This window comes from Pseudarthrobacter sp. RHLT3-21, assembly GCF_059383495.1.
The window spans coordinates 260,406-276,151 of sequence record NZ_JBWZCI010000002.1 but is presented as its reverse complement, the minus strand read 5'-3'; the positions used below and the strand labels follow the sequence as shown (position 1 = coordinate 276,151).

Sequence of the window (15,746 nt, the reverse complement as noted above, 5' to 3'; positions counted from 1 at the left end):
CTATTTCAGGAACTTCGATGTCCTGCGGTCCGCCAGGATCTTTCCTTTGGTCTGGCACGTGGGACAGTACTGCAGGGACGTATCGGCGAAGGACACCTCCCGGACTGTGTCACCACACACCGGGCAAGCCTCGCCGGCGCGGGCATGGACCCGCATGTGGCTGCGTTTGACGTCCTTGAGCTCGCTGGGTGGCTTGCCCTCGGCCTCAGCCAGGGCAGTTCCGAGCACGCTGTGGATTGCGTCATACAGCACCTGCACTGTGCCGCGGTCCAAGGACTTGGCGGTGGCAAAGGGAGAGATCCTGGCAGCATGCAGGATCTCGTCGCTGTAGGCGTTCCCGATCCCCGCGATCACGCTCTGGCTCCGCAGGACGCCCTTGATCTGCTGCGACGTGGAGCCGAGAATTTCCGCGAGCATGTCGGCGTCGAACGCTGCGCTGAACGGGTCCGGCCCAAGGGCCGCGATGCCCGGCACATCCTGGGGGTCGCGCACCACGTACACGGCCAGGCTCTTTTTGGTCCCCGCCTCGGTGAGATCCATGCCATGGGCGCCGTCCGGTCCGGTGAATGCCAGCCGGGCGGCGATGTAGCCCTTTCCCAGCCGGAGCTGCGTGCCGGTGGGGGAGTCGGTGAAGCGGACCCATCCTGCCCGGGCGAGGTGGAAGACCAATGACGGACCGCCGGTGTCAATGCTGACAAACTTTCCGAACCGCCGTACGCCCGTGACGGTGCAGTTCTCCAGCGCTGTGAACGGCGGATCAGCTGTCTTCAGGACAGCAAAAGAAACGATCTGGACCTTCCGCACCACCGATCCGCGCAAATGCTTGTCCAGGAATCCGGCCAGGCCTGCAACCTCGGGAAACTCCGGCATGGCTTTACTTGCGGTCAGCCTGGCTGTCGGTTGCGGCCGGCGCTTCGGGAACAGGTGAGCTGGCAGCGGAGCCGTTGGCCGCCTTCGCGGCCAGGGAACGCTCGGTATCAGCCTTCTTGAGCGCCTTCATCTTCTTGCCGCGCTGCCGCCAGACCCTCCACAGGATCAGGCCAACCACAAAGATGACGGCAGCGGCGATGGCTGAGATCTGTGTCCACATGGGGAACCAGGTGGCCTCCGTGCCAAGGATCCGCTGTCCGTTGTGGGCGGCCTGCGAGCCGCCGAACATGATCCCGGCGGTCAGCAGATTAGGCGACGCGAGGGCCACAGCGGCGAGGAGGATGGCCAGCTTCCAGGGCCAGCTCACGGATTTGCGGGTTGCCTGCCAGGCCACCAGGAGGGGGACGAACGTGAAAACGAACCCGTAGAACATCCCCACCAGGATGCCCGCCCCAAGATTGCCCTGGACCTGGTTGCGGATGACATTCGCCCACCAGACCGGGAGGATCGCCGCAAAGGCAAAATAAGAGATGCCGAGGACCACCAGCGCAACCACAACGAGGATGATCCGAGCAGCCCAGTTTGCCTTTTTCGCGGGCGTTTCCTGTGCATCTGTTCTCATGCGTCTCATCATGTCAGAATCCTCCTCGAACGCCCGGGGAGTTGTGCCTATACTTTCAGCGGCGGCTTGTTTTCCCGGCCCCGTTGACATTGGTGATTGACCCGATGAAAGGCCCCTGATGAGCAACATTCCCGAAGACCTGTCCTACACCGCCGAGCACGAGTGGGTATCCGCACCGAGCGCCGACGGCGTGGTCAGGGTGGGCATCACCGACTTCGCGCAGGACGCACTCGGAGATGTTGTCTACGCCCAGCTGCCGGAAGCCGGCACTAAAGTCACCGCAAACGAAGTCGTTGGCGAAGTCGAATCCACCAAGAGCGTCAGCGATATCTATGCTCCCGTCAGCGGCGAAGTCGTCGTACGTAACGAATCCCTCGATACCGATTCGGCCTTGATCAACTCCGATCCGTACGGCGACGGCTGGCTGATCGAGATCCGGCTTGCCGAAGCTGACGCTGTGGAATCCTTGCTCAGTGCATCCGAGTACGAACAACAGGTAGGCTGAAGCTAACGGGTTCATCCGGTCCGGCCAACGGGCGTCTTCGCACGTCAGTGGCTGGATCGGGGCCCGGAAGCGGATCCGCGAGGCGGATCCGTCAGGGCACATGTTGATTGCAGGCGTGAGAGCTGCAGCGAAAGAGGAGGAATCCATGGTTGGCCACGAACAGGAACCTGCCGAAGGCGACTACGGCACAGGGGCGGCCAGGGCTTCGGAGACCACCTCGATCCATCTCACCCCCGTCACTGACGAGCCCACCATCGCCCCCAAGCTGTCCACGGATGAGCGTTCATCCGTGGAGGCGTTGCCGGCCGGTTCCGCGCTCCTCGTTGCCCATAGCGGCCCGAACGCGGGTGCCCGCTTCCTCCTGGACACGGACACCACCACGGCCGGACGCCATCCTGACGCCGACATCTTCCTTGACGACGTCACCGTGTCGCGCCGCCACGTCGAGTTCCGACGCACTGCGCGGAGCTTTGAAGTGGTTGATACAGGCAGCCTCAACGGCACGTACGTCAACCACGACCGCGTGGACAGTGTTGAACTAAGGTCCGGGAACGAAGTCCAGATCGGCAAGTTCCGACTCACCTTCTACCTGAGCCCTGCCCGCGCAGCAGGCCGCGCCTGATCCCGGGACACTTGCCTGTGGCAATGGCACAACCGGAACGCCGGGGGCCCCAAGTTCTGAACATCGGGGAAGTCCTCGCGCAGCTCAGCGGCGACTTTCCGGGTATGACCGCGTCGAAAATCAGGTTCCTGGAGGAAAAAGGACTGATTAATCCGCGCCGTACGCCGGCCGGATACCGGCAGTACTCGGACGGTGACGTCGAACGTCTCCGTTTTGTGCTGGCGCTGCAGCGGGACCAGTACCTTCCACTGAAAGTCATCAAGGACTACCTTGATGCGATTGACAGGGGAGAGCGGCCGGAGAACCTGCCGCCCGGCCTCGTGGTTTCGCCGCGGATCGTTTCGGATGAACTGGCCGTGGAGCTTCAGAACCGGGGACGGAAATTCACCGAGGAACAGCTGCGGACTGAATCCGGCGCCAGCATTCCGTTGCTCCAATCCCTGCTGAGCTTCGGGCTGATCAGCCACAGCAACGGCAAGTTCGACGAGCACGCCCTCCAGGTTGCCCGTGCCTGCGTGCAACTGGAGAGCCACGGCCTTGAACCGCGCCACCTGCGTCCGTTCCAGGCCGCCGCGGAACGTGAATTCGGGCTCGTGGAGCGGGCAGTTGCGCCGCTCGCGTCCCGGCGCGATTCCGCGTCACAGGCGCGGGCTGCGGAAGCGGCCCGCGAGATCAGCGACCTCTGCCTGGTCCTGCACCGGGCACTGGTCCAGGACCGTATCTCACGTATGGACATCTGATGATCGAAGTGGAGATCGTCGGCGTTCGCATCGAACTGCCGTCCAACCAGCCGCTCGTCCTGCTGCGCGAGATCCACGGCGAACGCCACGTGCCCATCTGGATCGGGACGCCAGAGGCAAGTGCTATCGCCCTGGCCCAGCAAGGGGTAGTGCCTCCACGCCCGATGACGCACGACCTCCTGGTGGACGTGGTGGAATCCCTGGGCCACTCGGTTGTCAGCGTCAACATTGTGGCCGTTGAGGACAACATTTTTTATGGCCAGCTCCAGTTCGAGAACGGCACCACGGTCAGCTCACGTGCATCGGATGCCCTCGCGATCGCGTTGCGGGCCAAGTGCCGCATCTGGTGTGCCGACTCCGTGATGGATGAAGCCGGAGTCCGCATCACCGAGCATGACGAGGGCGAGGACACCGACCCCGGCCCCACCGTGGATGAGGAACGCGAACTGCGGCGGTTCCGTGAGTTCCTGGACGATGTTGAGCCGGAAGACTTCGACGGCTGAGGTCACGTTAAGGTTAAAGTTGAGCCTGAAAGTTCCGACACGCCTGCACCAAGCGGCCTAGATCTTTGACCTTGGGGCGCGGCGGGCCTAACGTCGAAGGTATCAAGCTCCCATTGCTTACAGCAGCCGCGCAAGTCACACTGTAAAAGTACGACCCCCGCGAAATTACATGCATGGACTTCATGCGTGCACCGGCTGATGCAGTGGTCCCCCGGGAGCTTATAAGAAGGAGGATCCAGGTGAGTCCCAAAGGCGAAGCAGGCGGGCTGAAGCAGCCCACAACGGCTGGTGTGGCTGTGCCCGCGAGCGGTGCCCAGGGCCTCCTGTTTACCGAAGACCTTCCCGTCCTGGACGAGGACGCCGGTTACCGCGGCCCCACGGCCTGCAAGGCTGCCGGCATCACGTACCGCCAACTCGACTACTGGGCACGCACCGGGCTGGTTGAGCCCGCAGTCCGCGGCGCCGCAGGTTCCGGCTCGCAGCGGCTCTACGGCTTCCGCGACATCCTCGTACTTAAGGTCGTCAAGCGGCTCCTGGACACCGGCGTTTCCCTTCAGCAGATCCGCACGGCGGTGGAACACCTGCGCGAACGCGGTGTGGAGGATCTGGCACAAATCACGCTCATGAGCGACGGCGCGAGCGTCTACGAATGCACGTCCGCTGATGAGGTCATTGATCTTGTCCAGGGCGGCCAAGGCGTTTTTGGCATCGCCGTGGGCAGGGTCTGGCGCGAAGTCGAGGGCAGCCTGGCATCCCTGCCGAGCGAACACGCCGCCGAACAGTCCTTTCCCGACGACGAGCTGAGCAAGCGGCGCGCTTCCCGCAAGATCGGCTGACACACCGGGCTGAACCAACTCCAACAGAAGAGGCCACCTCCGGCAGCGGGGGTGGCCTCTTCTTCTTGTCCGCGGAACCTTGGGTTCTTCTTGTCCGCGGAACCTTGGGCTGCAGCCGAGCGCTGCAGCCGTGGGATTACCGCTGGGTACGGTTTCGCAGGCCGCTTCCGGTCGCCAGGAGGTTGACCAGGAGGGCGTCGAACAACGCAGCGGATGACTTCGCGGATTCCCCGGGCCAGTGGTGCACCGGATGGGCCGCGCCCTGGATCTGCTGCCAGTTCGCCTGTTCAGGGATGCGCGGGCTCAACAGGAGGTCACCGAACATCGATTCCATTTCCGCGAGCCGGTACGTGTGTTCGGAGGAGCCCGTGCGCACGCGGTTGGCCACAATGCCTGCGGGGGATAGGTTGGGCGCGAATTCCTGCTTGAACAGCTGGATGGCGCGCATGGTCCGTTCCGTTCCCGCTACGGAGAAAAGTCCCGGCTCGGCCACCAGGGCCACCTTGTCACTCGCGGACCAGGCCATCCGGGTCAGCCCGTTCAGCGATGGCGGGCAGTCAATGAGGACCAGCTCATAGCGGTCGGCGCCGGCCAGGACCGCGGAAAGCCTGCGGAGATCCCGACGGCCAAGGTCGGGGCGGTCGTAGATGCCGGTGTACGCCGAACCCACCGCGACGTCCAGTACAGCCGGTCCGGATCCGTTTGTATGCGCCCGTGCCGTCCAGGAGCTGCCAGCGACATTGTCCGCCAGTTTGGCGCGGCGGGGGCTCTTGAGCATCCTGCCGATGTCCAGCTGGTCGCCGGCCTGAACCCCCAGGGCCGTGGTCGCATCCGCATGGGGATCGAGGTCCACCACCAGTGTGGGGATGCCCGCGGCAAGCGCCGCAGACGCCAATCCTGTGGTGACGGACGTCTTGCCGACTCCGCCCTTGAGGCTGCTGATGCTGACTACTTGCACTTGTGAGACCAAAACCTAACGCCGGCTGCCGTGTTGGGGGTAATGTTTGCTCCGGCACTGCCGAAGCCGGCGGCTCGAGCCGCCTTACTCATCATATGTGGCTGCGCCGGTGAATCCCGCCTTATAGGGACGCGGCATGGCACGGCGATGGTATGGGTGGCCGGTTCTGCCAGCCTCCGTTGATGCGCGCGGGACATGACGGAAGTTTCTGTGACTGTGGCCACAATGATTTGTATTTCTAAGCGCGGGTCTTAGACACTGTGACCACTTACCGATACACCCGCAATGATGCAGGAGAATTATGTTTTCCAAGATTCTGGTGGCCAACCGCGGCGAAATCGCGATCAGGGCCTTCCGTGCCAGCTACGAGCTGGGCGCCAAGACCGTTGCTGTCTTCCCCAATGAGGACCGAAACTCGATCCACCGCCAGAAAGCCGATGAGGCATATCTGATCGGCGAAGTGGGGCATCCTGTCCGGGCCTACCTCGATGTTGCCGAAGTGGTCCGCGTCGCCAAGGAGTCCGGCGCCGACGCCATTTACCCCGGCTACGGCTTCCTGTCGGAAAACCCCGACCTGGCCCGCGCAGCAAAGGAAGCGGGCATCACCTTTGTTGGCCCGCCGGCTGAGGTGCTTGAGCTGGCCGGCAACAAGGTGGCAGCGCTGAAGGCTGCCCGCGAGGCCGGTGTTCCGGTCCTGAAATCGAGTGAACCCTCGAAGGACATGGATGAGCTGATCGCTGCAGCCGACGAGATCGGTTTCCCCATCTTCGCCAAGGCCGTCGCCGGCGGCGGCGGCCGTGGCATGCGCCGCGTCGACACGAGGGAAGCCCTTCCCGAGGCGCTGCAGGCCGCCATGCGCGAAGCCGATGCGGCATTCGGTGACCCCACGATGTTCCTGGAGCAGGCAGTGCTCCGCCCGCGCCACATCGAGGTGCAGATCCTTGCCGACGCCGAGGGCAATGTCATCCACCTCTTCGAACGTGACTGCTCCATCCAGCGCCGTCACCAGAAGGTCATCGAGATCGCTCCCGCACCCAACCTGGACGAAGGCATCCGCCAGGCCCTTTACCGTGACGCGGTGAAGTTCGCCAAGGCCCTGAACTACGTCAACGCCGGAACCGTGGAGTTCCTGGTGGACACCGTCGGCGAACGCGCCGGACAGCACGTCTTCATCGAAATGAACCCCCGCATCCAGGTCGAACACACCGTCACCGAGGAAGTGACTGATGTCGACCTGGTGCAGGCACAGCTTCGGATCGCTTCCGGCGAGACCCTCGCGGACCTCGGCCTCTCCCAGGAGACGGTCCAGCTCAAGGGCGCAGCCCTGCAGTGCCGCATCACCACCGAGGACCCGGCCAACGGGTTCCGGCCCGACGTCGGGAAGATCACCGGCTACCGCTCCGCCGGCGGTGCCGGTGTAAGGCTCGACGGCGGCACTGTGTACTCGGGTGCCGAAATCAGCCCGCACTTCGACTCCCTGCTCGTGAAACTGAGCTGCCGCGGCCGCGACTACCCGGCCGCCGTGGCCCGCGCGCGCCGGGCACTCGCGGAGTTCCGCATCCGTGGTGTCTCCACTAACATTTCCTTCCTGCAGGCCGTGCTCGACGACGCCGACTTCATTGGCGGCAACGTTGCCACGAACTTCATCGACGAGCGTCCCCAGCTGCTGAAGGCCCGGGTCTCCGCCGACCGCGGCACCAAGCTCCTGACCTGGCTGGCCGAAGTCACGGTCAACAAGCCCAACGGCGAGTTGAAAGTGCACTCGGATCCGGCCGCCAAACTCCCCGCCGTGGGGGATCACCAGGCAGCACCAGGATCGCGCCAGCGCCTGCTGGAGCTTGGCCCCGAAGGTTTCGCCAAGGCCCTGCGTGAGCAGACCGCCGTGGCCGTCACCGACACCACCTTCCGCGATGCCCACCAGTCCCTGCTGGCCACCCGCGTGCGGACCCGCGACCTCGTGGCCGCCGGCCCCGCGGTCACCGCCCTCCTGCCGGAACTCCTGTCCGTTGAGGCCTGGGGCGGCGCGACCTACGATGTGGCACTGCGCTTCCTCGGAGAGGACCCCTGGGACCGCCTGGCGGCCCTGCGGAAAGCGCTGCCCAATGTCTGCCTGCAGATGCTGCTGCGCGGCCGGAACACGGTGGGCTACACGCCGTACCCGGAAGAGGTGACCGTGGCCTTCGTCAACGAGGCCGCCGCCACCGGAATCGACATTTTCCGCATCTTCGATGCCCTGAACGACGTGAACCAGATGGCACCTGCCATCCGCGCAGTCCGGGCTACCGGCACAGCCGTAGCCGAGGTGGCACTGTGCTACACCGGCGACATGCTGAACCCGGACGAGAAGTTGTACACGCTGGACTACTACCTGGAACTGGCGCAGCGGATTGTGGACGCCGGCGCCCACATCCTGGCCATCAAGGACATGGCCGGGCTACTCCGCCCGGCAGCGGCCGCCAAGCTGGTGGCTGCACTGCGCGAACGCTTCGACCTCCCGGTCCACCTCCACACCCATGACACGGCAGGCGGCCAGCTGGCCACCCTGCTGGCGGCAGTTGACGCCGGCGTGGACGCTGTTGACGTTGCCTCCGCCTCACTGGCCGGGACCACCAGCCAGCCGTCCGCCTCCGCCCTTGTGGCGGCGCTGGCGCACACCCCGCGGGACACCGGCTTGAGCCTTGACGCCGTCAGCTCCCTTGAGCCGTACTGGGAAGCAGTGCGCCGCGTGTACGCGCCGTTCGAATCAGGCCTTCCAGGCCCCACCGGCCGTGTTTACCAGCACGAAATCCCGGGCGGCCAGCTGTCCAACCTGCGCCAGCAGGCCATGGCGCTGGGCCTGGGGGAGCGCTTCGAGGCGATCGAGGACATGTACACCGCGGCGGACCGGATCCTGGGCCGCTTGGTGAAGGTCACGCCGTCGTCCAAGGTGGTGGGCGACCTCGCCCTGCACCTCGTGGGGCTGAACGCAGATCCGTCGGACTTCAACGAAAACCCGCAGAACTACGACATCCCCGACTCCGTGATCGGCTTCCTGTCCGGCGAACTTGGCGACCCGCCCGGAGGATGGCCGGAGCCTTTCCGCACCAAGGCGCTTCAGGGCCGCAGCATCAAGGTCCGCGACGTTGACCTCAGCCCCGAGGACAGCGCCGCGCTCAAGGGGGATTCCAAGACCCGCCAGAGCACGCTGAACCGCCTGCTCTTCGAGGGTCCCACCAAGGACTACCTCAAGAGCGTGGAGACGTACGGCAACATTTCCGTCCTCGACACCCGCGACTACCTCTACGGCCTGCAGCGCGGCGCCGAGCACGAGATCCAGCTGGAGAAGGGTGTCCGGCTGATCGCCTCGCTGGAAGCCGTTTCCGAGCCCGATGAAAAGGGCATGCGTACGGTGATGTGCACCCTGAACGGCCAGTCCCGGCCCGTTGTGGTCCGTGACCGCTCCGTGGTGAGCAACGTCAAGGCCGCCGAGAAGGCAGACCCGGCCCGGCCCGGCCACGTTGCGGCGCCGTTCGCCGGCGCCGTCACGGTGACCGTCACGGCCGGCGACACCGTCAAGGCCGGTGACACGGTGGCCACCATCGAGGCGATGAAGATGGAAGCGTCCATTACGACGCCGGTGGCAGGCAAGGTCTCGCGGCTCGCCATCTCAGCGGTGGAGCAGGTCCAGGGCGGGGACCTCCTCCTGGTCGTAGAGCAGGGCTAAGCAGTCCAGGCATAAAAGGAAGGGCCCTCCCGGCTTGGAAGTTTTCTTCCGCCGGGAGGGCCCTTCCTTTTTGCGTTGCCGCTTAGCCGCGCGGCGCGCCGTACATTTCCTCGATGACTGTCTCGAAGTCCTTCATTACCTGGGCCCGCTTCACCTTCATGGACGGCGTCAGGTGGCCGGACGCTTCCGTGAAGTCGGAAGCGACGATCCGGAATGACTTGATGGCCTCCGCCTGCGACACCGAGGCATTGGCCTGCGTGATGAGGTCCTGCACGGCGGCCTTGACCACCGGGTTCTCGACCGCTTCGTCGAGCGTGGTGGTGGCCGGCAGTCCGTGCCGCTGGAGCCAGCCGGGCAGGGCCTCCTGGTCCAGGGTGACCAGTGCGCCGATGAACGGCCGGTTGTCACCCACCACCAGGACCTGGGAGACCAGGGCATCCGCCCGGATCTGGTCTTCCAGCAGGGCCGGGACCACGTTCTTGCCGCCGGCCGTGACAATGATTTCCTTCTTGCGGCCGGTGATCCACAGGAAGCCGTTGTCGTCGAGCCGTCCGATGTCGCCGGTGCGGAACCAGCCGTCGGCAAACGTATCCGCCATCAGGTCATCGCGCTGGTAGTAGCCGCGCATCACACAAACACCCTTGGCAAGGATCTCGCCGTCTTCGGCGATCTTGACGGAGTTGCCCGGCAGGGGCTTGCCTACGGAACCGATCTTGATCAGGGCAGGAGTGTTCACGGAAATCGGGGCGGTGGTCTCCGTGAGGCCATAGCCTTCAAGGATCTGCAGGCCGATGCCCTGGAAGAAGTGGCCCAGCCGCTCGCCGAGCGGGCCGCCGCCGGACACGGCATGGGCCACGTTGCCGCCCATGGCAGCGCGCAGCTTTCCGTAGACGAGTTTGTCGAATACCGTGTGCTTGAGTTTCAGCCCCAGGCCAACGTGCCCGGCCTGCCTGGCTTTGGAGTACGCGATGGCGGTCTCTGTGGCCTTGTGGAAAATGGCACCCTTGCCGCCGTCCTCGGCCTTTGTCAGGGCCGAGTTGTACACCTTTTCGAAGACGCGCGGGACGGCCAGGATAAACGTGGGCTGGTAGCTCTGCAGGTCAGCCAGCAGGTTCTTGATGTCGGGGGTGTGCGCCACAGTGGCACCGGCGGCCACGGCCAGCACCGAAATGAACCGTGCAAAGACGTGCGCCAAAGGCAGGAACATGATGGTTTTGGCCTGCTCGTTGACGACGTCGCCGAGCAGTGCCAGTGCGTTGTCGGACAGCTCAACGAAGTTGCCGTGGGTCAGCTCGCAGCCCTTGGGCCGGCCGGTGGTGCCTGAGGTGTAGATGAGAGTGGCAACGTCGCTGAGCCGCGCCGATGAGCGGCGGGCCTCAAGGTCGGCGGCGCTGACGTCCCGTCCGGCCTCACGGACGGCGTCCAGTCCGCCGCCTTCGAGCTGCCAGACGTGCTGGAGGGCGGTGAGGCCTTCGGAGGTGGCAGCCTGCCGGATGATGTCCTCATGGTGGGCGGCCTCGCCGAACGCGGCCACCGCCCCGGAATCGCCGAGGTTCCAGGCAACCTGCGACGGAGATGAGGTCTCGTAGATGGGCACTGAGACGGCGCCGGCGAACCAGATGGCGAAGTCGATGAGGGCCCACTCATAGCGTGTGCGGGACATGATGCCCACCCGGTCGCCGGCTCCCACGCCGCTGGCCATCAGGCCCTTCGCAAGGGCTGAGACGTCCGCCAGGAACTCTGTGGCGGAGACGTCCCGCCAGGCGCCTGCGGAGTCCAGCCGCGAGAAGAGCGCCGGGTTGCTGGGCTTGGCTGCCTGCCGAAGCACAAGATCGGTGATGTTGGTTTCCGGTGGGACAACAACCAGGGGCGGAACACTGAATTCGCGCACTATAGCTCCTTTGATATCCATAGACCCGCACAGGGTATGCCTAAAGACTAATACGCCTGTAACGTGGCCGTGCAGAAACAAACCTACTGGCCAGTAACATATGAGTCAAAGGGGAGTGGGGTGGCCGTGGGCCCGGCCTCCGGCGCTCCCCGCCCGGCGCGCCCTAGAATGAAGCACTATGTACGTAACGCCCCCCGGCGAGCCAGCCGCTCCGCTCCGACGTCCAGCCCCCTGGCGGCGGCGGCCGCTGGCCTTGAGGGCCCGGCCCAGGCAGGCGGATACATTCCGCGAGCACCTGCGGCTCGGGCGCAAGGGGCTGGCAATCGGCATTGATATCGGCGGCACCAAGGTCGCCGCCGGCGTGGTGGATGCCGACGGAAGGATCCTGAGCGAGGCCCGGCGGTCCACCCCCGGCAGCGACCCGCGAGCGGTGGAGCAGGTCATCGTAGAGCTCGTGGACGAACTCGGGGCCGGCCACAGGGTTTGGTCAGTAGGCATCGGTGCGGCCGGGTGGATGGACCTGGACGGCGGAACCGTGCTTTTCAGTCCGCACCTCGCCTGGCGCAACGAGCCGTTGCGGGAAAACCTGCAGCGACTGCTGCGCCGGCCTGTGCTGCTGACGAACGACGCCGACGCCGCGGCCTGGGCGGAATGGCGCTTTGGTGCGGGGCAGGGCGAGGACAGGCTGGTGTGCATCACCCTCGGTACCGGCATCGGCGGTGCCATGGTGATGGACGGGCGGGTGGAGCGCGGCCGGTTTGGTGTAGCCGGCGAATTCGGCCACCAGATCATCATGCCCGGCGGGCAGCGTTGCGAGTGCGGCAACCGGGGCTGCTGGGAGCAGTACGCCTCCGGCAACGCCCTGGGCCGGGAAGCGAGGATTCTGGCGCGCGCCAATTCGCCCGTTGCCCAGGAACTGCTGGCCACCGTCGGCGGTGACGCGGAGCAGATCACCGGGGCGATTGTTACTGATCTTGCACTCGCCGGTGACGCGGCCTGCCGCGAACTCCTGGATGAAGTGGGCGAATGGCTGGGCCTGGGATTGGCGAACCTTGCGGCAGCTTTGGATCCGGGGCTGTTTGTGATCGGCGGGGGACTATGTTCGGCAGGGGACCTGCTTGTGGAGCCCGCGCGCAAGGCGTTCGCCCGGAACCTTACGGGCCGTGGCTTCCGTCCGGCGGCCGGCATCGAGCTGGCAGCGCTCGGACCAAACGCGGGGCTCATCGGGGCGGCTGATCTGTCCCGCGTCAGCAGCCGCATGCGGTGACGGACGCACCTCAGACGCGGGCGCCGTCGTCGTTCTCGTCTTTTTCCTGGGGCAGCTTCATGATCAGGTAAACCACGGCAAGGATGAACACTGCCACCATGCCCACTATCGCCAGCAGCGGCGCGGACCGCCAGAACATCACGGCCAGGAGCAAGGCGATAGGCGCACCAATTGCGCCGAGCCACGCAAGCATGGTCAGGGGATCCGTCCCGGCCAGGCTTGGCGGTTCTTCGGGAACGAAGTCCCCGGCGTCGTCCTCCACGGCATAGTCACGCGGGCCCAAGTCAGCAGCGCCGCCCTGGCCGTAGCTGCCGGTCCCCTCGCCGCTGCCCTGCCCGCCGGCGCCCGGCATCGCGGCCTGCCGTTCGGCTGCGGACAGTTCGGTGGGGGCTGTTCCCGCCAGACCCAGCGGATCAAAGTCGCGGAACGTCGCGGACCTGCCGGACCCGGCCACGGCGTCCGGGCCCGCTGGATCGGGAGTCTTGGCGCCAGGACCTTGCACGTTACTGCCCGGGGCGTCTTGGCCCGGGGCGTCCGGACCGGCGGAGGTGGCACTGCCCGGCTCCGCTGTGCCGGTATGGTCTCCTGGCTTTTCTTCGAGCCGGGCCACCAGGTCCAGCCACACAGCATCGTCCTGGTTTGCGCTCTGGTCCGGTGAGCCGGAGTCCGGCCTATTCATGGCCGGTACCCTCCTGGACCTGGGCTGCTGCCGTGCCCGCAACCACCGCCCGGATGAAGTCGGCGGACCCGCGGAAGATCTCCTCGGCGTCGTTATCAAGTGTTGCCACGTGGTAGCTGTTCTCCAGGGTGGTCAGTGTCAGCGGTGCGTTGGTCAGGCCGCGGCGCAGCGCTGCCACACTCGTGTCCGAGACCACATGGTCCACGGTGGAGCGGAAAACCCGTACGGGCGCGGTGATGCGGGGGAGTAACCGGATGGTGTCCTTGAACATCTTGTTCAGCTCATGGGCCGCGGCTACGGGCGTCCTGGGGTAGGCGCCCTCGTCCATCCCGGGTTTGAGGATGTCGTTGGCAATGGCCGGAGTGCTCTTCAGGACCAGTTTCAGGATGCCGGCCAAGGGCGCGCGGGGATCGTCGATGACGAGTCCGGGGTTCACCACGATCACCCCGGCTACGGGCCGGGTGGCGGCAATTCTCAGGGCCAGGGCACCGCCCATGCTCAGTCCGGCGACGAAGACGTGGTCACAGTCGGATTCCAGGTCCAGGTATGCGTCGTCCACGGCGCCGTGCCACTGCGGCCAGCGCGTGCGCGCAAGCTCCTGCCAGCTGGTGCCGTGCCCGGGCAGCAGCGGCATGCGTACAGCGAAGCCGGCGTCGGCGAGCGTCTGGGCCCACGCGCGCAGCCCGTGCGGACTGCCGGTGAACCCGTGTGAGAGGACCACTCCGATCCGGGATCCGTCGCCGTTGACGGGACTGCTGAAAGGGCTGTGGTCCGGTAGGCCGGTCATGAAGTCTCCGAGGTGGTGTGAGGTGTGGCCGCGGTTCGGGCTGACGGTGCAGTGCTGGGTGTGTGGGCGAGGAAGAATCCGCTGGAACGGGCAAAGATCTCAGGCGCATCAACATCCAGGGTGGCCACATGTCCGCTGTTGTGCAGGTCCACTACCTCCACCAGCCGCGGGCCCAAACGCTGCCGCAACGTCAGGAGCGAGGTGGCCGGCACCACAACATCAGACTGGGACTTGAACACCTGCACCGGGGCAGTGACCTGGTGCAGCCCGCGGGTGGCCATGCCGAAAAGCTTCTTGAGCTCGTGCACGGCTGCCAACGGAGTCCGCGAGTAGTCGCCGTCATTGGTGACTCCCGCCGTGGGCTGTTCCTCCTGGATGGGCAAAGTGGTGCGCTGGAAATACTTGAGCACTCCGATGACACGCACACGGCGGTCATAGAAGCTGAGGCCGGGATTCACCAAAGAGACGCCAGCCACGGGATGCCTGGCGGCCGTCAGCAACGCAATGGCGCCGCCCATCGAGAGGCCGGCCACAAAACACTGCTCCGTCCGGGCGCTCAGCTCCAGGTACGCCGATTCGAAAGTCCCGTACCAGTCGCGCCAGTTTGAGCGCGCGAGCTGCCGCCAGTCCGTCCCGTGGCCGGGCAGGAGCGGTACCGACACCGCAAATCCCTGGGCGGCAAGGTGCTCTGCCCAGGGCAGGACGCTGAGCGGGCTCCCCGTGAAGCCATGGCAGATGGCAATCCCGGTGGTGGCGTTGGGTCCGTGGCCGGGGTAGCTGAAAGCGGCAGGCCGGGGCGCGATGCTGCTTTCTGTCATGACACCATCGTGTCATTGTTCGGGACAAATCTCACTAGAGTAGGGTTGCATTGGAGTGCCCGCCCGGCCCGACGAAGGGCTGGCTGGACGGTTTCCGGAGAGGTTCGTCACGTGTTCTATTGGGTCATGAAGAGGATCTTCCTGGGGCCGGTTTTGCGGCTTCTTTTCCGCCCTTGGGTCAAGGGCCTGGATAACGTTCCGGCGCAGGGGGCGGCCATTATCGCCTCGAACCACCTGTCTTTCTCCGACTCCATCTTTATGCCGCTGACGGTTCGCAGGCCGGTTGTTTTCCTGGCCAAGTCCGAGTACTTCACCGGCACGGGCATCAAAGGCAGGCTGACGGCCCTGTTCTTCAGGCTCACCAACCAGCTGCCCATGGACAGGTCCGGCGGCGCGGCGTCGGCCGTTTCGCTCAACGCCGGCATGGATGTCCTCACCGGCGGTGGACTGCTGGGCATCTACCCGGAAGGGACCCGCAGCCCCGACGCACGCCTGTACCGGGGAAAGGTGGGAGTCGCCAGGCTGGCCCTGGAAGCTGGTGTGTCCGTGATTCCCGTGGCAATGATCGGCACGGACAAGGTTCAGCCCATCGGCAAACGGATGCCGAATATCCGGCGGATCGGCATGATTTTCGGTGCTCCGCTGGATTTCAGCCAGTACGCAGACCAGGTGGAGGACCGGCTGATACAGCGCAAGGTTACCGACGAGATCATGTTCGAGCTGATGCGGCTCTCCGGCCAGGAGTACGTGGACGAGTACGCTGCCGTGGTCAAGCTCCGCCTTGCGGGAGCAGCGGCCACCGAGGCTGGCGGTGCCTCCGCGAAACGCGCCGAAACTGACGGCGGGGCTGCCGGCACTGATACTGAGGGCAAGGCGCCGGCAGCCGGCTGACTGTGACGCCGCTCTCGGTACGCGTGACGGTCAGGTGTCCTGAAGCCAGCCGCG

General features: G+C 65.5%; 15 protein-coding genes. 8 read left to right on the top strand and 7 right to left on the bottom strand.

All coding sequences use genetic code 11. The annotated features are described in order from the left end of the window. Positions 1-870 (bottom strand): Fpg/Nei family DNA glycosylase, encoded by an 870-nt coding sequence (locus AC50YA_RS03985; protein ID WP_494981059.1) that lies wholly within the window; start codon positions 868-870, stop codon positions 1-3. A gap of 4 nt (positions 871-874) precedes the next feature. Then, entirely contained in the window at positions 875-1,492 is a 618-nt protein-coding gene (locus AC50YA_RS03980) for a hypothetical protein (RefSeq protein WP_494981058.1), read from the bottom strand. Positions 1,493-1,610: 118 nt separating this feature from the next. On the opposite strand from AC50YA_RS03980, the gene gcvH reads away from it, so the two are divergent. From gcvH to AC50YA_RS03955, 5 genes are all read left to right on the top strand, one after another. Continuing rightward, positions 1,611-1,997, top strand: a complete 387-nt coding sequence (gene gcvH, locus AC50YA_RS03975; protein WP_494981057.1) for a glycine cleavage system protein GcvH — start codon at positions 1,611-1,613, stop codon at positions 1,995-1,997. 145 nt (positions 1,998-2,142) lie between these two features. Then, positions 2,143-2,619 (top strand): FHA domain-containing protein, encoded by a 477-nt coding sequence (locus tag AC50YA_RS03970; RefSeq protein WP_494981056.1) that lies wholly within the window; start codon positions 2,143-2,145, stop codon positions 2,617-2,619. 23 nt (positions 2,620-2,642) lie between these two features. After that, positions 2,643-3,359, top strand: coding sequence for a transcriptional regulator FtsR (gene ftsR / locus AC50YA_RS03965; RefSeq protein ID WP_494981055.1), 717 nt, complete (start codon positions 2,643-2,645; stop codon positions 3,357-3,359). After that, on the top strand, positions 3,359-3,862 hold the full coding sequence (locus tag AC50YA_RS03960; RefSeq protein ID WP_056342311.1) for a bifunctional nuclease family protein: 504 nt from the start codon (positions 3,359-3,361) through the stop codon (positions 3,860-3,862). Before ftsR ends, AC50YA_RS03960 begins: the two co-directional genes overlap by 1 nt. Positions 3,863-4,101: 239 nt before the next feature. Further along, positions 4,102-4,698, top strand: a complete 597-nt coding sequence (locus tag AC50YA_RS03955; RefSeq protein WP_160669851.1) for a MerR family transcriptional regulator — start codon at positions 4,102-4,104, stop codon at positions 4,696-4,698. A gap of 136 nt (positions 4,699-4,834) precedes the next feature. On the opposite strand, the gene AC50YA_RS03950 is transcribed toward AC50YA_RS03955, so the two are convergent. After that, a complete protein-coding gene (locus AC50YA_RS03950) occupies positions 4,835-5,656 on the bottom strand; it encodes a ParA family protein (protein ID WP_494981054.1) in 822 nt (273 codons plus the stop codon). A 301-nt stretch (positions 5,657-5,957) separates the two neighbouring features. Between AC50YA_RS03950 and AC50YA_RS03945 the strand changes: the two genes are divergently transcribed. Then, entirely contained in the window at positions 5,958-9,359 is a 3,402-nt protein-coding gene (locus AC50YA_RS03945; protein ID WP_494981053.1) for a pyruvate carboxylase, read from the top strand. Between the two features lie 82 nt (positions 9,360-9,441). On the opposite strand, the gene AC50YA_RS03940 is transcribed toward AC50YA_RS03945, so the two are convergent. Next, positions 9,442-11,250: an AMP-dependent synthetase/ligase gene (locus AC50YA_RS03940; RefSeq protein WP_494981052.1), complete on the bottom strand. Its 1,809-nt coding sequence runs from the start codon at positions 11,248-11,250 to the stop codon at positions 9,442-9,444. Positions 11,251-11,428: 178 nt separating this feature from the next. Between AC50YA_RS03940 and AC50YA_RS03935 the strand changes: the two genes are divergently transcribed. Next, positions 11,429-12,517 carry an ROK family glucokinase gene (locus tag AC50YA_RS03935; RefSeq protein WP_494981051.1) on the top strand — a complete coding sequence of 363 codons (1,089 nt, stop codon included), beginning with the start codon at positions 11,429-11,431 and terminating at the stop codon, positions 12,515-12,517. Positions 12,518-12,527: 10 nt separating this feature from the next. Here AC50YA_RS03935 and AC50YA_RS03930 read toward each other — a convergent pair whose 3' ends face one another. Genes AC50YA_RS03930 through AC50YA_RS03920 form a run of 3 tightly spaced genes read right to left on the bottom strand, consistent with a single transcriptional unit; the run spans position 12,528 to position 14,801 of the window. Beyond that, on the bottom strand, positions 12,528-13,196 hold the full coding sequence (locus AC50YA_RS03930) for a hypothetical protein (RefSeq protein ID WP_494981050.1): 669 nt from the start codon (positions 13,194-13,196) through the stop codon (positions 12,528-12,530). Further along, positions 13,189-13,983, bottom strand: coding sequence for an alpha/beta hydrolase (locus AC50YA_RS03925; protein WP_494981049.1), 795 nt, complete (start codon positions 13,981-13,983; stop codon positions 13,189-13,191). The genes AC50YA_RS03930 and AC50YA_RS03925 overlap by 8 nt, the downstream gene beginning before the upstream one ends. Continuing rightward, on the bottom strand, positions 13,980-14,801 hold the full coding sequence (locus tag AC50YA_RS03920; RefSeq protein ID WP_494981048.1) for an alpha/beta hydrolase: 822 nt from the start codon (positions 14,799-14,801) through the stop codon (positions 13,980-13,982). Before AC50YA_RS03920 ends, AC50YA_RS03925 begins: the two co-directional genes overlap by 4 nt. 111 nt (positions 14,802-14,912) lie before the next feature. Between AC50YA_RS03920 and AC50YA_RS03915 the strand changes: the two genes are divergently transcribed. Beyond that, positions 14,913-15,692 carry a lysophospholipid acyltransferase family protein gene (locus AC50YA_RS03915; protein WP_494981047.1) on the top strand — a complete coding sequence of 260 codons (780 nt, stop codon included), beginning with the start codon at positions 14,913-14,915 and terminating at the stop codon, positions 15,690-15,692. The last annotated feature ends 54 nt before the right edge of the window (positions 15,693-15,746 follow it).

What these genes read in the sequence shown, in the direction of transcription:
- AC50YA_RS03925 (WP_494981049.1), bottom strand. Translation starts at nt 13,983, where the DNA reads ATGACCGGCCTACCGGACCACAGCCCTTTCAGCAGTCCCGTCAACGGC.
- AC50YA_RS03970 (WP_494981056.1), top strand. Translation starts at nt 2,143, where the DNA reads ATGGTTGGCCACGAACAGGAACCTGCCGAAGGCGACTACGGCACAGGG.
- AC50YA_RS03980 (WP_494981058.1), bottom strand. Translation starts at nt 1,492, where the DNA reads ATGAGAACAGATGCACAGGAAACGCCCGCGAAAAAGGCAAACTGGGCT.
- ftsR (WP_494981055.1), top strand. Translation starts at nt 2,643, where the DNA reads ATGGCACAACCGGAACGCCGGGGGCCCCAAGTTCTGAACATCGGGGAA.
- AC50YA_RS03920 (WP_494981048.1), bottom strand. Translation starts at nt 14,801, where the DNA reads ATGACAGAAAGCAGCATCGCGCCCCGGCCTGCCGCTTTCAGCTACCCC.
- AC50YA_RS03960 (WP_056342311.1), top strand. Translation starts at nt 3,359, where the DNA reads ATGATCGAAGTGGAGATCGTCGGCGTTCGCATCGAACTGCCGTCCAAC.
- AC50YA_RS03935 (WP_494981051.1), top strand. Translation starts at nt 11,429, where the DNA reads ATGTACGTAACGCCCCCCGGCGAGCCAGCCGCTCCGCTCCGACGTCCA.
- gcvH (WP_494981057.1), top strand. Translation starts at nt 1,611, where the DNA reads ATGAGCAACATTCCCGAAGACCTGTCCTACACCGCCGAGCACGAGTGG.
- AC50YA_RS03985 (WP_494981059.1), bottom strand. Translation starts at nt 870, where the DNA reads ATGCCGGAGTTTCCCGAGGTTGCAGGCCTGGCCGGATTCCTGGACAAG.
- AC50YA_RS03945 (WP_494981053.1), top strand. Translation starts at nt 5,958, where the DNA reads ATGTTTTCCAAGATTCTGGTGGCCAACCGCGGCGAAATCGCGATCAGG.
- AC50YA_RS03930 (WP_494981050.1), bottom strand. Translation starts at nt 13,196, where the DNA reads ATGAATAGGCCGGACTCCGGCTCACCGGACCAGAGCGCAAACCAGGAC.